We start from the raw sequence: 20,995 nt of genomic DNA, 5'->3' as shown, positions 1-20,995 counted from the left end.
TCTGACCCCTCTAATCGTTGTAGTACGGAATGAGATTCGTGCATCGGGGCTCGAGCCCGGCTTTCCTGTTGAAGTATGGGCATACAGGGTGCTTGGTCGATGCCTTGACGTTTGCACCGCTTGCTCGCACAGTTAAGGCACTCTGGCGATAGGAACCCCCTATCCTCTACTCGGTCACACGGTGATGCTGTTACTTGGCTATGGATTTCCTCATATGCCCTGTTGGTTATGTGTCCATGCGCTTGGCGCTAGGCATGCCAGAGTCGAGAGTAGAAGGAGATTACGATGAGAAAATTCATTCGTAAGACCCGCCTGGTCCACGCGTGCATGAACATGGTCGGCGGCATTTGCCGCCTGCTGGCTGCGCTCGTGGACATGGCATTTAACTACAGGTATCAACGTGACCAATAAGTGGACCCACCGATACGAGGTTAAACCCGGCCGGTGGGTCTTCGTTCCCTCTGAGGACGCCAGAAGATCCGGGAAAAGAATCAAGAAGTCGGTCGAGACGCACTGGACGCCTCCGGTCTTCTACTACCACCTGCGCCAAGGGGGGCATGTGGCCGCTCTCCGCTGTCACGAGGCGCGGGCTTTCTTTCTGCGAGTCGACCTTGACGACTTTTTCGGCCGAGTGAATCGGTCGCGTGTAACTCGTTGTCTGAAGGGTTGGTATTCATATGCTGAAGCTCGCGAGATGGCGAGCGAGAGCGTCGCTCGGAGGCCTTCGTCTTCCGAGTTCGTCCTGCCTTATGGCTTCGTGCAATCGCCGATTTTGGCGTCCCTGGCGCTAGACCGTAGCAAGCTTGGAGCTTACTTAAGGAAGGTGAGCGCTAATTCTTCTCTCGACGTAAGTCTCTACATGGACGACATCGTAATTTCTTCCGACGACGAAAAGCTTCTCGCGGTCGTTGCCGGTGAGCTAGAGGTGGCCTCAGTAGCGGCGAGATTTCCTCTCAGCACTAGCAAGAGACAGGGACCCGCCGCGTGCGTCAGTGCCTTCAATATCGAGATATCACACAGATCGATGCTGGTCACAAGCGATCGAATGAGCGCATTTCATATTGCATTCGCTTCAGGAAATAACGCTACAAAGGACGGAATCGTCAGCTACGTTGCATCCGTGAACCCGACACAAGTGACTTCCCTGTAGCGGAATCCGATAGTGGCTTAGCGCTTCGAACGGCAACGAATGCTGCGTTTGTGGCTCAGGACAAGGGAGCAGATGCGAACGACTGTAGGTCGGAAGCGGACTCTGGCTTATGCCAGTCGCCCCGTTCGGAGCCGCTCTTTGACGATTGTTACCGGAGTTCGAACCCTCTGAGGACGCAGCTGTATCCGGTGAATCAACTGCTTAAGAGTGGCTGATCATCTACCCATTTAACGACGCACTTGCGGGCGCTGGACGGGAAGAGACCACGAATCCGCCCTCTGAGGCAACTTTTTCTGTCCAACCTTGGCACTTGCCCAGTTCCGGGCGAATCATGACCTCATGGAAAGTACAGGGGGTGACGCATGCTCAGGAAGTTCGTCAAGATCAGTAATGTCGGTCTGTTACGGGACGGTGTGCCCACCACACCGGCCAGCTTTGATGCGGTGACTTTGATCTACGCCGAGAACGGGCGCGGAAAATCGACGATAGCCAATATTCTGCGCGCGGTCGCTCAAGGCGATGCGCAAGCGGTGATGGGCGGTAAGACAATCGACTCACCCGATGCGCCTCACGTCCACCTCCTTTGTGACGTAGGGGGTGGCAATGCGCCCGTAGTGCTCAAGGATGGAGAATGGTCAGGCGTGGCGCCACAAATTTTTGTGTTCGATCCGACATTCGTTGAGGACAACGTGTTTTCGGGACAGGAGATTCGGGCGGATCAACGCCAATCCCTGTTGCAATTCGCTTTAGGCACAGAGTCGGTGAAGCTCGAAAAAGAGCATGACGACCTGACGAGGCTTATTGCCGAGCAAACAAAGGCGATGACCAACGCGAGCAATCGCTTGCTTGCGCTCGGTAAGCAAATGCCGGTGGACCAGTTCATCGCATTGCAGGATGTGTCGGATGCCGAAGCCCAAATATCAGCACTGCGTAGCCGGCTGGAAGCCGCGAAGAACGCCGTGTCTTTCATGCAGCGGCAAGGGCCCGATGCCCTTCCGCAGATTGACTTTGATGCTGATGCATTCTTCAACATCCTCAGCTCTACGTTTCAAGGCATCCGCGAAGATGCTAAGGCTCTTGTCCAGACGCACTTTGAGCAACATGATGCTCCGGTCGGCATCGAAGAATGGGTAACAAAGGGACGACAGTTCGGATTGGAGCACGGCTGCCCGTACTGCGGGCAGAGTGTGGAAAATGCCGAGCTTATCGGGGCCTATGACGGGTACTTCAACAAAGCCTATGACGACTTCATGGCGAGAGTTTCTGTTCTTAGCCGCGGGGTAGAGGCGTGCTTCTCTGATGCAAAGATCGACACATACAAGGCGACGCTCGACGTAAACGAGGCCCGCATAACAGCATGGAACGATCAGCTAGACATTCAGCTCCCCGGATTAGACCTGGAGCAGGCCCGCCGGACGCTCTCTGGCGTTCGCGAGCTGGCTAGCGAGCTTGCACTACAGAAGCAAAGACGGCCGCTAGAGCCAATGGGGACCCCAGATCAAAAGGTCACGATTTTGCGTTTACTCGGTGAGATCTGGGAGCAAGTTGAAGAGCACAACGTTTCCGTGACGGATATTTCAGGGCGCATCGCAAAGTTCAATCGCGATCTGAGCGCTGAGCCCGCTGCGATCATTGGCTCTTCGATTTCTCGTCTTGAGACGGTCATCGCAAGGCGCACATCTGAGGCTGGTGAAGCGATAACGGAATACACGACGGCCAAGGCCAGGAAAGATGAGCTGACCAGTCAAAAGGCAGAGACGAAAAGTAAACTGGATGAGCTGCTGCCGACAATTCTGAGTCGGTACGAGGCGCAGATTAACGCGTTTCTTCAAAGGTTTAGTGCGTCATTCTCGATTGAGAAATTCACGACGAGTTCGCGTGGTGGGACCGTGCGGACGGAATACGGTCTGAAGCTGCGCGGCCACTCCGTGGGCCTAGGATCGCGAGAAGAAATGCACCAAAGCTTCCGCGGTGTTCTAAGCGAGGGCGACAAGCGCACCCTTGCGCTCGCATTCTTTTTTGCCCGTCTTCATGCACTCGGAGAGCAGATCAAGGGGAAGGTGGTTGTTCTCGATGACCCGGTGTGCAGTATGGATTCAAACCGGCGGACTAGAACTGTCCAGGCTATCGCCGACTTGGCCGCTGCGGGCGCCCAAATTATTGTTCTTTCCCATGATGCTTACTTCCTATTAGCTCAACGTGACGTGCTCGCTGGACCGAAGTACAGGACGCCGGCAACTGTGCATGAAATTCGCCGAGCAGCTAATGACTACTCCATCATTGATTCGTGTGATCTCGACTATCTCTGCCAAGAGCCCTACATCCAGAGATATGGAAAAGTGACGGCGTACCTGGAAGGCACATTTCAAGGGATGCTGGACGAAGTGGCGGATGACTTACGCCCTCTCGTTGAGGGGTTCTTCAAGAGGCGGTTTCCGGCCCCTCTGCTGCGCAGGGACATAAATCTTTCGCAGATTATCGGAGACATAGACAAAGCACTGGGCGATTCACCGCTCGTGTTTGCGAAGTCGGCATTGGAAAAGATGCGGGCCGTCAACGATTTTTCAACGAGATTCCATCACGACGACATGCAGCCGACGCCTGCATTGACGGACGTGGAGCTGAAGCAATACGCGAAGATGGCGTTAGAGCTGATACACGGCGATTCGGCGATTCATTAGCTCGCTATCGGCATCCAGCAATCACTCACTATCATTTCAGACCGTGAGGGCCAAATTGAATTAATAGGTCGGCTTAAACAAAACTGCTGGATGTGTGGCTCGAATAATCACAGCAAAGTTGGGGGTGGATCATCCATTAGCCGGGCTTTGAACTCATCTTTGATTGGAAGAACAGATTCGTATAGGCGATGGTAAGCATTGCCAACTGCGCCGCCAAACAACCTCAGCTTAGGGCGATTAGCTTCTGCTCCGACGGCAAGAATGTGAATTGATGAGATGCCTGTATACGGATCGACGTAGATGATTTCGGTAATGCCGAGCTGATACGCCTTCTTGGAGCAAAGCTCGCAAGGGCTTGCTGTAGTATATAACTGCCCACCAACGATTCCGCTATTGCCATGCTTGGCGAGCTGTAAAAATGCGTTCTCTTCAGCATGAAGGGCGCGGGTGTGTACTTGGTTGTCTTTCTTTGTTACAGCGTTGTATGCATCCTTAAAACAGTAGGGGCAATTCAATCCTGTCGACACCTTCATGGGGTTTGAGTTGGCGAACTCAGATGCAACATGTGTACGGAAAGCTTTGTCGGTTGATTCGTAATAGCTGAAGGCTACGTCATCGCGACTGTTGAGTAATGTATTTACGTCCCTAAGTAGGCAGGAGACTTGCCCGCGAGGAACATCGTTCCAGCCTACTGCCTTGATTGAGCATGATGAGTCCGTAATGGCCGCACCAACTTGCCGAGAAATGCAGCCACTATTGAGCTTTGCTACGAAAGCAAGTTGCATGCAGCGTTCATCAGCGGTCGGGGTGACTAAGCCTGGTCTAAGAATTAGAGCGACGTATCGGATTAGTTGTTGATGCAGTAGCGGCCTATTCAGTTCTATTTCATCCGGCTTTCCATTGTTGTGTATGAAAAGGTCAGACTTCTGAATGCATTCTTGAAGGTTCTGAGAAACGAAAGAATCATAGCTGCCAAGAGATTTCTTTGAGTATTCTCGCTTGTCGAGAATCTCGATATCCCGCTTCGCCATCCCTGATTCCGCAAGTCTAGACTGGCGATGGTCCTCATTTGCTGTCACTGCCAAGGCGAAGAAGGCTGCAAACTGATCCCGTAGATAGACGAGTTCAAGAGGGTTTCGTACCGCGTCGATGACGACTCTTGTGCTCCCGATACCAATGCGGCGATCGTGGCGCCACGCAGCTTTCGCGAGCCTTTTTACCCTTGTTATAAGTGTGAATACTTGTTCTGGGTCAACCGCGTCGCTTATTGCTGAGCCGCTCTTCCGAATGTTGTCGCCAAACGTTTGAAAGGTGGAGGCGTAAGTGGCTGAGCTTAATGCGGTGCGAAGCTCTGAGAAAGAAGCGCTGAGCGGGCCTGCATAGAACTGCCATGCGTCCGCCGCAAAGTGTTGATCGTGCTCTAGTCCAACAAGTTTTGAGAACGCTTCGTATAGGAGGTCATTTCTCAGTTTTTCAATATGATCGCAAATTGTCTCCACAGCTTGACTTGCTTTCTGCCCTTTAATTAGTGAATTTAAAAATTCCTTAACGTGATTTCTGTCTTCTTGCAATAAGAAGCTAAAGATAATTGTCGATATGGTGAGTGCCTTAAAAGGCACCCATCGATTTTTTGCGTAGCTTTTGCAGATTTCTAGCTTTCGAATCTCGATTTGGCTCAGGCCAGCCATTGTGACAGACAGGTCATCGATGTTCTTTGTGAGCGCGGTTGCAGTTGTTGTGCAGCCACTGCCCGTTCTTCCAGTAAGAGCGAGAACTAGTAAATCAGTGCGTTCCGTGTAGGCCTTCTCAATAGCCAGTGTTAGATCTCTTGGCATGGATCCCCCTGATCGAGCCTCGATAATATGTTCTATGCACCTAACGGGATTAGATGCTGAAGTGGATGTTGCCTGATTCTGAGCTGTTACCGCTTTTAAATGAGAGTTGGTCTGGTCAGGATTTAGTCTATTTTGGTCGTTGGTTTCAGGCTAGGCGCAGGCATTGGTGCCCGCAATAGCCTCTACTGCTTAACGTGATTTGGTGATCAACTCGGCCATGCCTGATTGACAGCCGTTAGCGAACTATGCAAAGTCGCGATCAGGAGCGTCGAAACTCCTCAAACAGCGGAACCCACCTCCGAAAATCGGTGGGTTTTTCATGCCCGAAGTCTGGGCATGGCCGACGCTGCGTCCTGCGTCGGGAGGGCGGCTAATACAACACCCGCAAGGGGAATACGCCCGCCGTCTGTTTGCGGTTTCGAACCTCCCGACATCCCGCCGGTTGCGTGTCGCACCGTGCGGGTTCCTCGCCTAAGGACAGGAGTACCGCATATGCCCCGCAAGCCCGAGTTCACGCCCCCGCAGGAAGGGGTGGTCATGCCCGTTGATGCGTTCGAAGCGCTTTCCGCTTTTCAGCAGGAGTTGCACGGGATCGTGCGGACTCTGCAGCCTGAGGTGTTGGTCGAGATCGGTTATCCCGCCGGGCAGAATCACCGGTTGTTGCGGGATGTGTTTCAGGCGTTGGCGCGGCGGCTGGACCCGGTGATGGCGGCTTGTGTTTCGGCGGCCGCGGAGGAGGGTGGCGTCGGGGTGGTGCCGTCGGGAAGCCTGCACTGATGTGGGGGTGGCTTGCGCTACGGCTCAGGCAAAGGCAAAGGCAAAAGGCAAAAGGCAAATCCCCCCAGCCCCCTTTTTCAAAGGGGGGAAGGGCAAGGGCAAGGGCAAGGGGAAGGGGAAGGGGAAGGGCCGGCCTCCCGCTCGCGGGAGATCGGCCGCTCAGCGATCCGGTTTGAACTCCACCGGCACGATCACCACCGCGGCCACTGCTTTGCCTTTGCGCATGGCGGGGGCGAAGCGCCAGCTGCGCACGGTGCGGACGGCGGCGCGGTCGAGTTCGCGGTTGCTGCTGCGTTTGCTGACGTCGACTTTGAGTGGGCGCCCATCGGCGGAGACTTGCACGCGCAGGGTCACCAGGCCGCCTTCGCCGCGGCGCAGTGCGTCGATGGGGTAAGGCGGTTTCGGGCTGCGCCCGGGCAAGGGGCGCGGTTTGGCGTTGGGCGCCAGGGCGCCGGTGTTGCCGCGCGGGCGCGCGGGGGCGGGACGTATTGCCTCGGCAGCTTGCAGTTGCCGTGCATCGCGCACCGCCGATTCGATGCCGGCCGCGGTGTGTTTGCCGATTGCGACCGGGTCCAGCGCGGGCTCGGGCTCTTCGGGCAGGTAGGCCGGGCGGTCCAAGCCCGGCGTGCCTTCGATGGTGCGCTTCGGCGCCACGCTCTGGATCTGCCGATAGCCGAACGAGACCACGGCCAACACGCCGACCACGATCGCGACCGAGATCGCCAGCGCGATCATCAAAATCCACGAGCCTTGCGGCGCCATGTCGCGGGCGAAGCGCGGCATCGGCGCCACCGGTGGGAAGGGTTGGCTGATCGCGGGCGGGGTCACCGCGGTCAGCGACAAGGGCACCGCGTGGTTCGGGTCCATGTGCAGGACGCTGATGCGGCCTTGGTTGAGTGCCTGTGCGACTTCGGCGCTGGCGCCAAGGTGGTCGGCGATTTCGTCCAGGCCGACGGTCGGCTGCGCCCCGCGGCGTTCGCCTTTGGCCGTGGCGAAACGCCAGCGGTTGTATTCGGCCCAGATCAGCAGCATCGCCACCACGACCGCCGCCGTCGCCGGCAGCACCAGCATCAGGAACGGGTCGACGCCGTGCTCGCGCAGATACAGTTCGGAGGCGGTGCGGCGGATGCCGAGCAGCCACATCACCAGGGTCGCCACCGGTATCCACAGGTACAGATAGGCCAGCCAGAAGGCGCCGGTCACCACGCCCCACAAGGTGCGCGGCCAGGCATCCTGCGCACCGGGTTTCTGGATCAGGCGCGAGTCGTGCTTGTGCGCGGCGCGCTTGCGTGCCGTGCGATGCGAGTCGGCGTGTTTCGGCGCCGCCGGAGAGAGTTGGGTGTTCATCGAATCCCCCGATCCGGGCTGACCCAGGTGGCGCGCGTGCCGCGGCGTTTCGACAAGGCCTTGGGCAGCGCGGCGACGGTGGTGGTGAAGCTGAGCAGCCAGTACGCCATCGGGTACCAGATCATCCAGTAGTAATTGCGCCCGACCCCGGTTTCGTACTGGCGGTCGATGACGATGCTGGCGGCGAACTGCAGCAGGCAGATCAGGGCGAGGATGACGCCGTGCCACGACGGCAGCAGGGTGGTGACACGCAGTTGTTCGGGCAGGTCGACGACCAGGCCCAGTGCCCACAGGCCGATGATGAAGGCCATGATGTGGGCCCAGGCCAGGCTCAACACGTACTCGCCGAGCACCGCCCACATCCGCCGGCGGCGCCACGAGAGCAGGTCGCGGCCATGCCGGATCAACACTTCCACGCCGCCCTGGGCCCAGCGCAGGCGCTGTTTCCACAGGCCGCCGAGGGTCTCGGGCATGAGGATGAAGCACATCGCATTGGGTTCGTAGCGGATGTCCCAGTGGTCCATCTGCAAACGCCAGCTGATGTCGATGTCTTCGGTGACCATGCTGTCGGACCAGTAGCCGATCCGGTGCAGGGCGCTGCGCTTGAAGGCGCAGATCACGCCCGAGACGGTGAAGATGCGGCCGTAGACGCGCTGGGCGCGCTTGATCATGCCGATGATCGAAGAGAACTCGCCCACCTGCAGGCGGCCGAGCAGGGTCGAGCGGTTGCGGATGCGCGGGTTGCCAGTGACCGCGCCGACGCGCGCGCCCGAGCACAGGTGCCAGATCATCCAATGCATCGCGTATTCGTCGAGCAGGGCGTCGCCGTCGATGCAGACCAGGTAGTCCGAACGCGCCGCCAGGGCGCCCATGCGCATCGCGTTGGCCTTGCCCAGGTTGCGGTCCAGGTGCACCACGCGCAGTTGCGGGTGCAGGGCGGCGAGGCGGTTGAGCTTATCGCCGGTGTCGTCGCGGCTGCCGTCGTTGATCGCGATCACTTCGAACTGCGGGTAGCGCTGGGCCAAGGCCGCGGCGATGGTTTCGTGGACGTGGTCGCCTTCGTTGTGACAGGGGATCAGGATCGACGCGAACGGCGCGTTCTCCAGCGGCGGCGGATCGGTGCGCACGCGCGCCTTCCGTTCGCGACGGAAGTAGTAGTACAGCCCGCCGGAGATCCAGAAGAACGACATCACGATCGGATAGAAGAACGCGAACTGGAACAGCGCGGTGAGCAGCGGATTAGTGACCTGGCTCATGTTGGACTCGATGGCAGCGCGTACAGGCTGGCCGGATGTCGATAGGCGGCGATTGGCGGTCGGGGCGGCGCTCAGCGCTCGATGTAGGGGAAGCCGCGCGCGGACATGATTTCGCGTGCGTCCTGGGTCGAGGGTTGGTCGTCGATGAAGTTGTCGGGGTACCAGGCCAGGTGGCGTGCGCCGCCGGCCTGCAAGCGGTGGGCCATCGCCTTCAGGCGCGCGGCCGGGATCGGCCGTTCGTTGCGCCAGTCGACGGTCTGCAACTCGAAGATCGTGTGCGACAGGCCGCGCGGCGAACGTTTCACGTCGGCCAGCAGTTGGTCCATCCACGCCTGCGGATCGCGGCTCTTTTCCATCCACGGCATCGCCATCACCGCGGTGTAGTCGTAGGCCTGGTTGAAGGCGGCCAGGTTCTGCGCGAACCAGGCTTCGCTGCGCGGCTCCAGCACCGGCGCGGCGAACAGGTTGCGCACGGTGATCAGCTTGGGACGCCATTTGCCGGCGGCGCGCGCCAGTTCGCGGGTGAAGTCGATCAGCGCCTGGGTGCGCGCGGCCGGGTCGGCCGGCGCCTGGCCGCGCAACTCGTCGTCGCGCAGCAGTGCGTCGTCGTGGAACAGCAGGCCTTCGGTGTAGCCGCTCACCGCGAGGTCTTCGTAGATATCGGCGACGATGCGCCGGGTCTGCGGCTCGAACGGATTGAGGCGGAAGGTTTCTTTCGGGTTGCTGGCCTGGATCTTCAGGCGCTGGTTCAAGGCCGCATCGGGCAGCTCGAAGCCGAGCACCGGCAGCCAGGCGAACACCTTGACGTTCGCGCGGGTCTTGAGCTGCCAGGCGACGCGGTTGTAGAGGTCGGTGCGCATCGGCAGGTGCCGGTTCGGGAAGTACAGCGCATCGGCCGAGCCGTTGCCGTCGGGGTCGGCGAAGGCCTGCAGGAACACGTGGCTCGGGCCGACTTGCTTGACCCGTTCGATCAGCTTGTCCAGGTTGCGCGCCTGCTGCGCCGGGTCGGCGTCGTAGACGTAATCCAGGTCGACCTGCAGCGCGCGCAGGCCGTCGAGTGCTTCGTCGTGGCGCAACTCATAGGCCAGGTCGTTGACGGTGGGGTTGTTGAACACCAGCAGGCGCGCCAGCCCGTGCAGGTCGGCGCCGATCTTCTGATGGCGGCCTTCCAGGTCGAAGGTGACCGCCATGCCGAGTTCGTCGGCGATCGCGTTGGTCTGGCTGTTGTAGGCCGCGTACGGCCAGATCACCGACTTCGGGCCGACGCCGAGTTCGCGCTTGATCTCGGCGGCACTGTCGCCCAGGTCCTTGCGGATGCGCGCCAGGTATTCGGTTTCGCTTTCGTAGCGCTGGGCCTTCTCGTCCCAGGCGCGGGTGATCGCCGCGGGCATGCTGTTGCCCTGCGGGTTGGAGGTCACGCCGCGGTGCAGGGCATGGCTGTGCGAGGCCACTTCGATCAGGCCCGAGGCCTGCATCTCGCGCAATTGCTCCCAGGTGACGAAGTCGTCGTGGGTGAACATGCGCGGGCCGTAATCGACTTTCTGTTCGCGCGGCAGGTCCACCCAGGAGGTGACCACCGCCATCAGCGCCGGGTACTTGTAGGCGCGCAACAACGGGAAGACGTGGGTATAGATGCTGCGCAGGCCGTCGTCGAAGGTCAGCAGCACCGCCTTGGGCGGCAGCGGCTTGCCGCCGCGCGAGGCGGCGATGACCTCGCTCAGTGCGACCGGGTGGTAGCCGTGGCCGGACAGCCAGTCCAGGTGGGCGGCGAAGTTCTGCGTGCTGACGGCGTAGGCATCGGGATCGCCTTTGCGAGCCACTTCATCGCGCACGTCGTGATAGCTCAGCACCAACAGTTCGTTGGCGCCGGCCGCGAGCGGAGCCAGCGCGGCCATGGCCAGCACGGCGAACGCGAGCGCCCGGTGGATCAACCCGCGCAGGGGGGCAGCAAGCGGCGCAGCGAAATACAGCATGTTCATTCCTCACCCCAGCGGAAGCTCAGATCGAAGGCGACGCGGTCTTCGCGCACGCCGTCGTAGACCGGACGCGACCAGTTGAGGCCGTAGTTGAGGGTGCGGCCGCTGCCGAACCGCCATTCGTGTTCGTAACGCAGTTGCGGCACCCAGGCGCTGCCGTAGCCCTGCTGCCAGTACGGCCCGGCGGTGGCGGTAAGGCGCTGCAGGAAGTGGCGGGTGTAACGGCGCCAGGTCATGTGATCCAGGCGCACGCCGAGATTCAGCGAAGCGTCGCGGCTGGGGTTGAAATAGGGCACGTCGGCGTCGCGGCGACTGGCGCGGCTGGCCGACAGATCGGCCAAGCCCGCGACCTGGAGATGCGGGCTGGTGTACAGGCGCTGATCCAGGTTCAGCGCGACGGCGCTGCGGCGGTTGTCGTCGCTGTAGCGCAGTTGCTGCGCGCTCGCGCCGAGCGAGGTGCGCTCGCTCGGCGTCCAGCGCAGGCCCAGGCTCAAGGCATCGGCATCGATGCCGGCGCCGCGCGCCTGCAACGAAGCGTCCGGGGTCTGCCGATACCAGGACGCATTAGCGCGCCAGGCATCGTTGAGGCGCCAACCGGCATCGAGGTAATAACCGGTGCGGTCGCCGCGATCGAGCCAGCGGTCGTTGGCGCGGTCGATGCCGAAGCCCAGGCTCAGGCGGTCGTAGGCATACAGCGCGCCGATGCCGGCGCGGCGATCGTGGACGCGGTCGCCGGGGTAATCGGCCCAGGCATCCTGCGCGTGCGCGGTGAGGCGCCAGCGGTCGTTGATCAGCGGGCTGCGCACCTCGAGGCGGTGCACGGCATCGCGGGTGCCGAGCGGCGAGGCGGTGGCGCCGCCGCCGCGCGCATCGCTGCGGCCGCTGGCGGTGCTGAACAACCATTGCCAGCCCAGGCGGCTGTCCCAGGACTCGCTCATCTGCCGCACTTGCACGTCGCGCGGGCGGTTGGCGATCAATTCGTCGTGGATCGGCCGCGCCAGGTCGACGCGGGCGTGCTCGAGATAGGCGCCGACCTGACCGACGCGCGCGCCGACGCCGGTCGGTTCCAGCGTGCTCGCCATCTGGAAGCGTTGCAGCGCGCGATCGGTCCAGCCGCGTTTTTGATAAGCGACGCCGAGATTGGTCTGCACGCCGGGGTTGTCCGGCCCGATCGCCGCCATCGCTTCGAGTCGCTGCTGCGCGCCGACGGTGTCTTCGCCGTACAGGCGGATCATGGTCTGGGTGCTGTCGGCGTCGTAATGGCGCCAGTTTTCGACGCTCTGCTTGGCGCCGTTGACGCGCACCCAGGCCGGTTCGGCGGCCTTGATCTTGTCGAGCTGGGCCAGGGCGTCGTCGAAACGCTCGCCTTCCGAATAGGCGTAGGCCAGCTGCAGTTGCGAGTCGTGGTCCTCGGGCCATTCGCGCACGACGCGCTCGAGCACGGTCGCGGCTTCTTCGGGGCGTTTGTCGGCCAGCAGGGACGCGCCGACCTTGGACAAGGCATACATCGGTATCTCGACGCCCTCGGCCTGCAGGGCGCGATAGCGTTCGACCACCTCGGCGTGGCGTTCCAGATGGTTGAGCAGCATCAATTCGTCGAAACGCGTGCGCAGGTCGGCCTGGCGTTGCTCCGGCGTCTGGGTGGCGCGGTACTGCTCGAAGGCGTCGCGCGCGCTGCGCATTTCATCGAGGCGGGTGGCTTCGTCTTCGGGGTAGAGGCTGCCCCAGACCGCAAGGCGAGCGAGGCGGCCGGAGTGCAGGCGCTTGCGTTCGGCGGCATCGAACAGGTCGGGGCGAGCTTGGTACAAGGTCCAGGCGCGATGCGCGCTGCCCAGGTCGGCCAGGGTCAGCACTTGCAGGCGATACAGGCGGTCGTCGCCGGGCGTTGCCGCTTGCGCACTTTCGATGCGGGACAGCGCAGCGAGCCATTGCCGGTCGGCGCGCAGGCGCTCGATCTCCGGCATCGCATTCGTTGCGGTCGTTTGACGCTCCGCAGCAAAAACTGACGTCAGGGGGCAGATTGCGCTCGCGGTCGCCAAGGCGATTGAGAGAGCAAGTCGGTGCGGAGTCGGCATGAGCGACAGGGTCCGTAAGGCAGGGGGGTGCAGATGCGATTTATTCCAAGATAAAAATGTGATGCAAATCACATTTACAGAGAGGGTGGTGCAAAAGGTGTGCCAAGGGGCCCCGTCCGCTGCTTGAACGATGCTGGAAGTGCTTGTCTGGATTGGATTTTTTGCTCCCAAGACGCTGCCGAGGATGCTGCGGCGCGGTTTGACAAGCTCGATTTAGATCGATTTAAATCGAGAAAGCAGGGGCCTGTGCCGGTCGGCACAGTGCGAATCGGAGGCAGTCGCCGTCCGGGCAATGGGAGCGGGAATGTCGGCAACGTGGAGAGCGCGCCGCGATGGCGCACGGGCAGCGGCGAAGCACACCTTGGCGCTGGCCTTGGCCGGGGCATTGATGCCGACGGCGATGGCCGGGCCCGCGCGCAGCTTCTGGACCTCGTTCGAGGCCGGTGAGCCGGCCGCGGCCGAACCCACGGCCGGACCCACGGCCACCGGGGCGGTGCCGCGCCTGAGTGCCGACGGCGGCCCGTCCCAGGCCGCCGCCCTGACCGCCAAGCCCGGCATGGGCTTCAGCGGTGTGCGCTCGCTGCGTTACCAGGGCGTGGGCAGCGGCGCCGCGCAAAGCGTTCAGGCCTTCGAGGTCGACATCGCCGTCGCCAAGGACACGCAGCTGTCGTATCGCCTGTTCCCGCTGTCGAGCGCGCACATCGCCGGCCAGCCGGCGCCGTCGAAACTCGATGCGCTGCGCAACGGTTCGACCTATGTCGCCATCGACCTGGTGTTCGACGACGGCAGCCGTCTGTCGCAACGCAAGCCGCTCGATCTGTACGGCAACGCCTTGACCGCGCGCGAGCAGGGCATGGCGCGGTTGCTCTATCCCGACCAGTGGAACGCGGTCAGCAGCCGCATCGGCGAGGTCGCGGCCGGTCGCCGCGTGCGCAAGATCCTGCTGGTCCACGACGGCGACACGGCGTTGCCGTACCAGGGCTATCTGGACGACCTGCGCATCGCCCCGGCGCCCGCGCTCGCCAAGGGCAAGCGCGCGGCGCTGCGCCCGAGCGACTACGTCGACACGCGCCGCGGCAGCAATTCCAACAGCCGCTTCTCGCGCGGCAACACCTTTCCGGCGGTGGCGGTGCCGCACGGCTTCAACTTCTGGACCCCGACCACGAACGCCGGTTCGCACTGGATCTACCAGTACCAGGAGCGCAACGGCGACGACAACCGTCCGCGCATCGAAGCCTTCGCGCTGTCGCACGAGCCCAGCCCGTGGATGGGCGACCGCCAGACCTTTCACGTGATGCCGGCGATCGGCGAGGGCCGGCTCGAGTTCGACCGCAGCAAGCGCGCGCTGAGTTTCGGCCACGACGAGGAAACCGCGCGCGCCGATTACTACCGGGTGCGCTTCGACAACGGCCTGGTCGCCGAGATGACCCCGACCGACCATGCCGCGGTGATGCGCTTCACCTTCCCGGCCGAGCCCGGCGAGACCCGCGCGCAGTTGCTGTTCGACCACCGCGACGAGCACGGCGACATCCGCCTGGACCGCGACGGCCGCGCGCTCAGCGGCTGGAGCGAGAGCATGAGCAAGCTCTCGACCGGCGCCTCGCGTTTGTTCTTCTACGCCCGGTTCGACCGCCCGATCCGCGACGGCGCCCGGCTCGATCGCGACAAGGCCGGGCGCGACCGCGTCTCGGCCTGGTACGGCTTCGACCTGAGCGGCGATCCCACCCGCCAGGTGACGATGCGCATCGCCACCTCGCTGATCAGCGTCGAACAGGCGCAGCGCAACCTGGAGCTGGAAATCGGCGCCGACGAAGGCTTCGACGCGGTGCGCGAACGCGCCCGCGCCGCCTGGGACGCCAAGCTCGGCATCGTCCGCGCCGAGGGCGCGCCGGTGCACGAACAAGCGGTGCTGTACTCCAATCTCTACCGTTTGTTTCTTTACCCCAACAGCGGCTACGAGAACACCGGCACCGCCGAGCGGCCGTTGTACAAATACGCGAGCCCGTTCTCGGCGCCGACCGGCAAGGACAGCGCCGGCGCCACCGGCGCGGCCGTCGTCGACGGCAAGGTCTACGTCAACAACGGCTTCTGGGACACCTACCGCACCAGCTGGCCGGCCTATGTATTGCTGACGCCGACGCATGCCGGCGAGATGATCGACGGCTTCGTCCAGCAGTATCGCGACGGCGGCTGGATCGCGCGCTGGTCCTCGCCGGGCTATGCCGACCTGATGGTCGGCACCAGTTCCGACGTCGCCTTCGCCGATGCCTGGCTCAAGGGCGTGCGCAATTTCGACGTGCGCTCGTTCTATCAGTCGGCGCTTCGCAACGCCTCCAGCGTCAGCCCGGTGCCGGGCGCGGGCCGCAAGGGCATCGAGCGCGCGATCTTCGCCGGCTACACCGACACCACGGTCGGCGAAGGCCTGTCGTGGTCGATGGACGGCTACATCAACGACTTCGCCATCGGCCGCCTGGCCGGCGCGCTGGCGCAGCAGGCCGGCGCCGACGATCCCTACCAGGGCAGCTATCGCGACGACGCGGCCTACTACCGCAATCGCGCGCTCGGCTACGCCAACCTGTTCCATCCGCAACTGGGCTTCTTCGTCGGCCGCCATCGCGACGGCCGCTGGCGCTACACCGCGACCGAGTTCGACCCGACCCGCTGGGGCGGCGACTACACCGAGACCAATGCCTGGAACATGGCCTTCCACGCGCCGCAGGACGGCGCCGGCCTGGCCGCCTTGCACGGCGGACGCACCGCCTTGGGCAACAAGCTCGATCTGTTCTTCGCCACGCCGGGCACCTTCGAGGTCGGCAGCTACGGCGGCGTCATCCACGAAATGCTCGAAGCGCGCGACGTGCGCATGGGCCAGTACGGCCACAGCAACCAGCCTTCGCACCACATTCCCTATATGTATGCCGCCGCCGGCCAACCCTGGCGTATCCAGGAGAAAGTGCGCGACATCCTCGACCGCCTCTACGTCGGCGGCGAGATCGGCCAGGGCTATGCCGGCGACGAGGACAACGGCGAAATGTCGGCGTGGTGGTTGTTCAGCGCCGCCGGTTTCTATCCGCTGCGCATGGGCTCGCCCGAGTACGTGATCGGCGCGCCGCGCTTCGAACGTATGAGCATCCGCCTGGAAAACGGCCGCGAACTGCAGATCAACGCGCCGAAGGTCAGCGCGCGCAATCGCTACGTGCAATCGCTGCGCGTCAACGGCGAAGCCTGGGACCGCTTGACCCTGCCGCATGAATTATTGGCGCAAGGCGCGGTGCTGGATTTCCGCATGGGGCCGTCGCCGTCGAACTGGGCGAGCAGCGCGCAGGCCTTGCCGGAATCGCTGAGCGCCGACGGCGAGACACCCAAGCCGCTGCGCGACCTGGGGCGGCGCGACAATGCGACGGTCGCCGGTGTCGCGGCCAAGCAAGCCGCGGCCTTGTTCGACGACGACGCGACCACTTCGACGCGCTTGAGCGGGCCGATGCCGCTGCTGAGCTGGAACTTCAAGGCGCCGGCGACGGTGCGCTTGTACACCCTGACCTCGGCGGCGCGACGCGGCGATCCGCAGGCCTGGGCCTTGCAGGGTTCCAACGACGGCGCGCAATGGACCACGCTCGACGAACGCAGCGGGCAGGTCTTCGCCTGGCGCAAGCAGACGCGTGCGTTCGCCATCGCCGAGGCCGCAGCGTACTCGCGTTATCGCTTGCGCCTGCTCGCCGACGGCGCCGGGCAGGGCGGCATCGAGCTGGCCGAAGTGGAGTTGCTCGGCGAGGCGAAGTAAGGCCGGCGTTGCCGCCTGCTTCGGCGCGCCCGCGCCGCGACAACGTCGAATGCGTTGTGCGGCGGTCGCGGCGACAGTAATACCGCAGCGCGTTCGAACAACGCGTTCAGACAGTTCAGGTCGCAGCGCACGCTTGCGGCCACGCCGCATTCGTCGCGCACCGTCGGTCGGCGCGCGCCACGTTAATCTGCCGGCGCTCGCATTGGCGCTGTGACGCGCTGTGCGCTTTAACGGAAACCTCATGCGTTCGCCTCGAACGCAGCGGTCCGATCGCGCGAATCGTTCCCGTTATGTCCCGATATCGCCCCGTGTTCTTCCTCGGAACGCGCGCTGAGGAGGGCTAAGTTCGGCGATGCAGTGCGATCGACCCATCCACGCGGAATGATTCCGCAACGAGGCTCATATGGAACTCATGGGACGTACCGGCTCCAGGCTGCGGCATCACGCCGCGGTGCTGGCAGCGGGCTTGATGCTCGCAGCACCCTGGGCGCAAGCCCAGAACTTCGAAACTCACTACGGCAACCAACCTTGGCGCGACGGCGGCGAGGACGTCAAGGCGGTGAATTATTGTCCGGGCCGCGGCTCGGTCACCGTCGGCACGCGTCGCTCCAGCGACGGCAATACCCAGGTGTTGGTGACCCGCGCCAACGACCTCGGCGTCACCGACGACAGCAGCATCAACACCTGGCAACAGGCCTACATGATCGCCGGCAGCAAACGCTCCGACGCTTACGGCATCGTCGAGTTGAGCGGCGAGCGCGGTTTCGCCGTGACCGGCGCGGTGCAGCTCGGCGAGGGCAGTTTCATCTACGTGCTGCAGATCGACTGCCGCGGGCGGCAGATCTGGACCACGTTGCTGGACAACGTCGCTACCAGTCACCGCGCGACCGGTTACGACTTGATCGAAACCGGATCGGTGATGCCGAGCAAGGCGCCGGCGCAGGGCGATCTGGTGGTGGTCGGCGAGGAAAACGACAAGGACGGCCGCACCCTCGGCCGCATCGCACGCCTGGATGCGGTCGGCAACGTGCTGTGGGATCACCGCTACGACGGCAGCGGCGATTGGCCGGGCCTGCGCTTCCGCGCGGTCACTGAAAACCTCGCCAGCAGCGGCGGCTTCACCGACATTGTCGTCGCCGGCACCGCGCTGACCACCGATGCCAAACGCGGCGGCCTGATGTTCCGCACCGACGCCAACGGCGGGCCGGTGTGCAGCAGCGTGTTGATCGACGGCCAGGACCATCGCGACTTCCATGGCCTGACCGCACTGTTGAACGCGAACTACACCGGCGAGACGGTCTCGGTCGGCGCCTCGACCGGGCTCGACGAGGGCAGCGCTTCGCAGGCCTATCTGGCTCGTTACGCGCGTTACAGCTGCAGACCGCTGGTGCAGGCGAGCTGGGTGGATCGCGACAAGGCCAGCTTCACCGCCTTCGACGTGGTCGAAGCGCGCGGCCTGGACGGCCGCGAGGGCGCGGTCGCGGTGGTCGGCACCATCGCCGGCACCCAGGGCTTCTTGTTCGCGGCCAATACCAGCGATCTGCTGCGTTACGGCGGCCTGTCGCCGCGCCGCTTCGGCGACAAGTTCCGCGAAAGCCTGTACGCGATCGACCGCAAGAGCGACCGCTTCATCCTCGCCGGCAACACCTTCAGCGACTGGCAGGGCGTGGGCGATATCCAGGACTTCTACTTCGTCCAGGTCGACCCCGGCCTCAACACCGGTTGCGCCGATCTGTGGGACCCCGGCGCGTTCCGGCCGCAACTGCCGTACAAGGAGTTCCTGCCGCACCTGGAACGCATTCCCAAGTTCCAGCGCGTCGACACGCCTAGCGTGGAGGCGAAGGACTGGGGCTACGTCTGCGCGGTCGATCCGCCGGAAGGCTGCCCGGGCCTGATCAACAACGGCATCATCCAGCTCGGCGTGGCGCCGACCGGTTATCTCAACATCGAGTGCCCGAACATCGACCTGTCGAGCGGCCGCTACGGCACCCGCCTGGTCGGCCTGCGCTACATGCCGACCAACGGCGAAGCCTCGGCACCGGGCGCGCCCTGCGAAGGCTGGGGCGTGGCCAATGCCGATCCGGCCGCACTGGTGACCGGCCGGACCTCGCGTTGCGCCGGCACCAGCAACGTCACGTTGGTCAGCTTCACTCCGACCACGAGCATGGCGACGTCGGTGGTGACGGTGGGCAGCACGTTCCGGGTGACCCATCAGTACACGCCGATCGCGGCGACGAGCTTCCTGTACCGCGTCGACGTCAAGATCGAGAACATCGGCCGCACCACGGTCAAGGATCTGCGTTACACCCGTGGCATCGACTACGACGTGCCGCCGAACACGTTCTCGGAGTACATCACCCTGGCCGGGGCCTCGCCGTTCCTGCTGGCCTGGAACAACAACGGCTTCAACTCGCTCGACCCGCTTGCGGCCAACTCCGGCTTGTCCGGGCCGATGACCGATAACGGCCCCGGCGACCTCGGGGCGCACATGGACTTCCGCTTCGGTTCGCTCGCACCGGGCGCGGCGCGCAGCTTCGTCACCTACTACGGTGCGGCGCCGACCCAGACCGCGGCGCTCAATGCGCTGTCGATCGTCGGTGCGGGGCTGTATTCGCTGGGCCAGACCAATTGGGACGGCATCGGCGGCGCCGGCAACACCAGCCCGAACCCGGGCACCGCAGGCGCGATCAACGGCGTGCCGGCGACCTTCATGTACGGCTTGAAGACGAACTGAGCGTCGAAAGCGACAAAGGCGTCAAGCTCCGGGGGCCGTCGGCCCCCGGAGCGTTTGCAAGACCGGTGCGCGCGCAAGCCGCAGACGCAGGTGCACGACACCGGCCAGCAAGGACAGCGCGATCAGCGCCATCAGCCACTGCGTCGTTGCGGCGAAGCGCAAGCGTTCGAGCAACAGCCCGGTCAACAAGGTCGCCAGCGGCATCGCGCCCATGGTTGCGGCCGAAAACCAGGTCATCTCGCGGCCCATGTGTTGCGCGGCGACGCTGCGCTGCAGCCACGACAGCGATTGGATGCCGTAGAAGTTGGAGGCGCCGGCGAGCAGGCAGAATGCGGCCAACACCGTCGCCAGGCTGGCGTTCCAGGCCAGCAGGCCATAGGCCAGCGCGGCGACCGCCCAACACGCCAGCAACTTGACGATCACCCCGGCCAAGCCCTTCGAGGCGCGGCCGGCGAAGGCCGCCGCCGCGGTGATGCCGGCGAACTGGGCGACATAGACCAGGAAGTAACGGGTGTCGCCGTGTTCGACCAGCAACACCGGCAGCAGGATCTGCACCGGCCCGAACACCAGCACCGTGCTGACCAACAGATACAGGTAATAGCTGCGCGGGATGATCGCGGGCGACGATGCAGGCGGCGATCCTGCGGCGACGTTAAGGCGCGCGTCGGCGGAGCTGTCTTGCGCCGGCCGCCGCACCGGCCCGCGCCGGCGCACCGCCGCGAGCAGCCACAGCGAGGCGGCGACGCTGAGCGCGTCGATCCAGAACGCGATGGCCAGGCCGTGACTGTCGCTGGAGGCCAGGATCAGGCTGCCGGCGAGCATCGGCAGCAGCATCATCGCCAGGCTGGAGGCCACCGCGAACAAGGCGTTGCCGGCCGGCAGCAGGCCCTTGCGGATGTACAGGCCGAAACTCGCGCGCCCGGCCGGATACGCGACCGCCCAGACCAGGCCGCCGAACAAGGCCAGTGCGTAGATGATCTCGATGGTCATCAGGCCGAACCAGATCAACAGGCCCATGCTGGCGTTGATCACGACGTAGAGCGCGCGGCAGATCCACAACACCCGGATCGGGTTGGCGCGGTCGAGGAAGCCGCCGAAGAAGAACAGGAACAACACGCTCGGCAAGGCTTCGATGGTGGCGGTCAGGCCGAGATCGAAGGCGCTGCCGGTCAGGCGCATCACCAGGAACGGCAGCGCGATCAGGGTGAAGCTGGCGCCGAAGGTGGTGATCAGGTTGTCGAGCAGCAGCCAGCCGAAACGCGGCTCGCGCCGGCCGATGCGCCACAGCCGCGCGGCCGTGGCGAAGCGGCGGCGCAGGCGAGGCGGTACCGGGGCGGGGCGCTCGCTCACGGCGGTCGCAGGCGACGGCGCGGCGAGCGGCGG

11 protein-coding genes are annotated in these 20,995 nt (G+C 63.5%); 5 read left to right on the top strand and 6 right to left on the bottom strand.

The window, feature by feature from the left end:
• The first annotated feature begins 400 nt into the window (after window positions 1-400).
• Both EX88_RS25050 and EX88_RS0102915 read left to right on the top strand, forming a co-directional pair.
• Window positions 401-1,150, top strand: coding sequence for a reverse transcriptase domain-containing protein (locus tag EX88_RS25050; RefSeq protein WP_081930579.1), 750 nt, complete (start codon window positions 401-403; stop codon window positions 1,148-1,150).
• 362 nt (window positions 1,151-1,512) lie between these two features.
• A complete protein-coding gene (locus tag EX88_RS0102915) occupies window positions 1,513-3,831 on the top strand; it encodes an AAA family ATPase (RefSeq protein WP_031370512.1) in 2,319 nt (772 codons plus the stop codon).
• A gap of 107 nt (window positions 3,832-3,938) precedes the next feature.
• Here EX88_RS0102915 and EX88_RS25045 read toward each other — a convergent pair whose 3' ends face one another.
• Complete coding sequence (locus tag EX88_RS25045; protein ID WP_081930578.1) at window positions 3,939-5,666, bottom strand: hypothetical protein; 1,728 nt, start codon at window positions 5,664-5,666, stop codon at window positions 3,939-3,941.
• A 492-nt stretch (window positions 5,667-6,158) separates the two neighbouring features.
• Between EX88_RS25045 and EX88_RS26435 the strand changes: the two genes are divergently transcribed.
• Window positions 6,159-6,443, top strand: a complete 285-nt coding sequence (locus tag EX88_RS26435) for a hypothetical protein (RefSeq protein ID WP_031370511.1) — start codon at window positions 6,159-6,161, stop codon at window positions 6,441-6,443.
• A gap of 159 nt (window positions 6,444-6,602) precedes the next feature.
• On the opposite strand, the gene pgaD is transcribed toward EX88_RS26435, so the two are convergent.
• From pgaD to pgaA, 4 genes are all read right to left on the bottom strand, one after another.
• Window positions 6,603-7,790: a poly-beta-1,6-N-acetyl-D-glucosamine biosynthesis protein PgaD gene (pgaD, locus tag EX88_RS24260; protein WP_051884351.1), complete on the bottom strand. Its 1,188-nt coding sequence runs from the start codon at window positions 7,788-7,790 to the stop codon at window positions 6,603-6,605.
• Complete coding sequence (gene pgaC / locus EX88_RS0102895; RefSeq protein ID WP_031370510.1) at window positions 7,787-9,046, bottom strand: poly-beta-1,6-N-acetyl-D-glucosamine synthase; 1,260 nt, start codon at window positions 9,044-9,046, stop codon at window positions 7,787-7,789. Before pgaC ends, pgaD begins: the two co-directional genes overlap by 4 nt.
• Before the next feature lie 71 nt (window positions 9,047-9,117).
• A complete protein-coding gene (pgaB, locus tag EX88_RS0102890) occupies window positions 9,118-11,019 on the bottom strand; it encodes a poly-beta-1,6-N-acetyl-D-glucosamine N-deacetylase PgaB (RefSeq protein WP_081930590.1) in 1,902 nt (633 codons plus the stop codon).
• Window positions 11,020-11,021: 2 nt separating this feature from the next.
• A complete protein-coding gene (pgaA, locus tag EX88_RS0102885; protein ID WP_051884350.1) occupies window positions 11,022-12,986 on the bottom strand; it encodes a poly-beta-1,6 N-acetyl-D-glucosamine export porin PgaA in 1,965 nt (654 codons plus the stop codon).
• A gap of 415 nt (window positions 12,987-13,401) precedes the next feature.
• Here pgaA and EX88_RS0102880 point away from each other — a divergent pair, with 415 nt between their 5' ends.
• Window positions 13,402-16,878, top strand: a complete 3,477-nt coding sequence (locus tag EX88_RS0102880) for a GH92 family glycosyl hydrolase (RefSeq protein WP_081930577.1) — start codon at window positions 13,402-13,404, stop codon at window positions 16,876-16,878.
• 403 nt (window positions 16,879-17,281) lie between these two features.
• Window positions 17,282-19,612, top strand: coding sequence for a hypothetical protein (locus EX88_RS24255; RefSeq protein ID WP_051884348.1), 2,331 nt, complete (start codon window positions 17,282-17,284; stop codon window positions 19,610-19,612).
• 21 nt (window positions 19,613-19,633) lie between these two features.
• Here EX88_RS24255 and EX88_RS0102865 read toward each other — a convergent pair whose 3' ends face one another.
• Entirely contained in the window at window positions 19,634-20,962 is a 1,329-nt protein-coding gene (locus EX88_RS0102865) for an MFS transporter (protein WP_031370505.1), read from the bottom strand.
• Window positions 20,963-20,995 lie beyond the last annotated feature (33 nt).

It is taken from the genome of Lysobacter antibioticus, assembly GCF_000731095.1.
In the GTDB taxonomy this organism is placed as follows: domain Bacteria; phylum Pseudomonadota; class Gammaproteobacteria; order Xanthomonadales; family Xanthomonadaceae; genus Lysobacter; species Lysobacter antibioticus_B.
This window is presented reverse-complemented; position numbering and strand designations above follow the sequence as displayed.

Excerpts from the sequence above, each read along its gene's own strand:
- pgaA (WP_051884350.1), bottom strand. The coding sequence starts at position 12,986 with ATGCCGGAGATCGAGCGCCTGCGCGCCGACCGGCAATGGCTCGCTGCG.
- pgaB (WP_081930590.1), bottom strand. The coding sequence starts at position 11,019 with ATGCTGTATTTCGCTGCGCCGCTTGCTGCCCCCCTGCGCGGGTTGATC.
- EX88_RS25045 (WP_081930578.1), bottom strand. The coding sequence starts at position 5,666 with ATGCCAAGAGATCTAACACTGGCTATTGAGAAGGCCTACACGGAACGC.
- EX88_RS26435 (WP_031370511.1), top strand. The coding sequence starts at position 6,159 with ATGCCCCGCAAGCCCGAGTTCACGCCCCCGCAGGAAGGGGTGGTCATG.
- pgaC (WP_031370510.1), bottom strand. The coding sequence starts at position 9,046 with ATGAGCCAGGTCACTAATCCGCTGCTCACCGCGCTGTTCCAGTTCGCG.
- EX88_RS24255 (WP_051884348.1), top strand. The coding sequence starts at position 17,282 with ATGGAACTCATGGGACGTACCGGCTCCAGGCTGCGGCATCACGCCGCG.
- EX88_RS0102915 (WP_031370512.1), top strand. The coding sequence starts at position 1,513 with ATGCTCAGGAAGTTCGTCAAGATCAGTAATGTCGGTCTGTTACGGGAC.
- pgaD (WP_051884351.1), bottom strand. The coding sequence starts at position 7,790 with ATGAACACCCAACTCTCTCCGGCGGCGCCGAAACACGCCGACTCGCAT.
- EX88_RS0102880 (WP_081930577.1), top strand. The coding sequence starts at position 13,402 with ATGTCGGCAACGTGGAGAGCGCGCCGCGATGGCGCACGGGCAGCGGCG.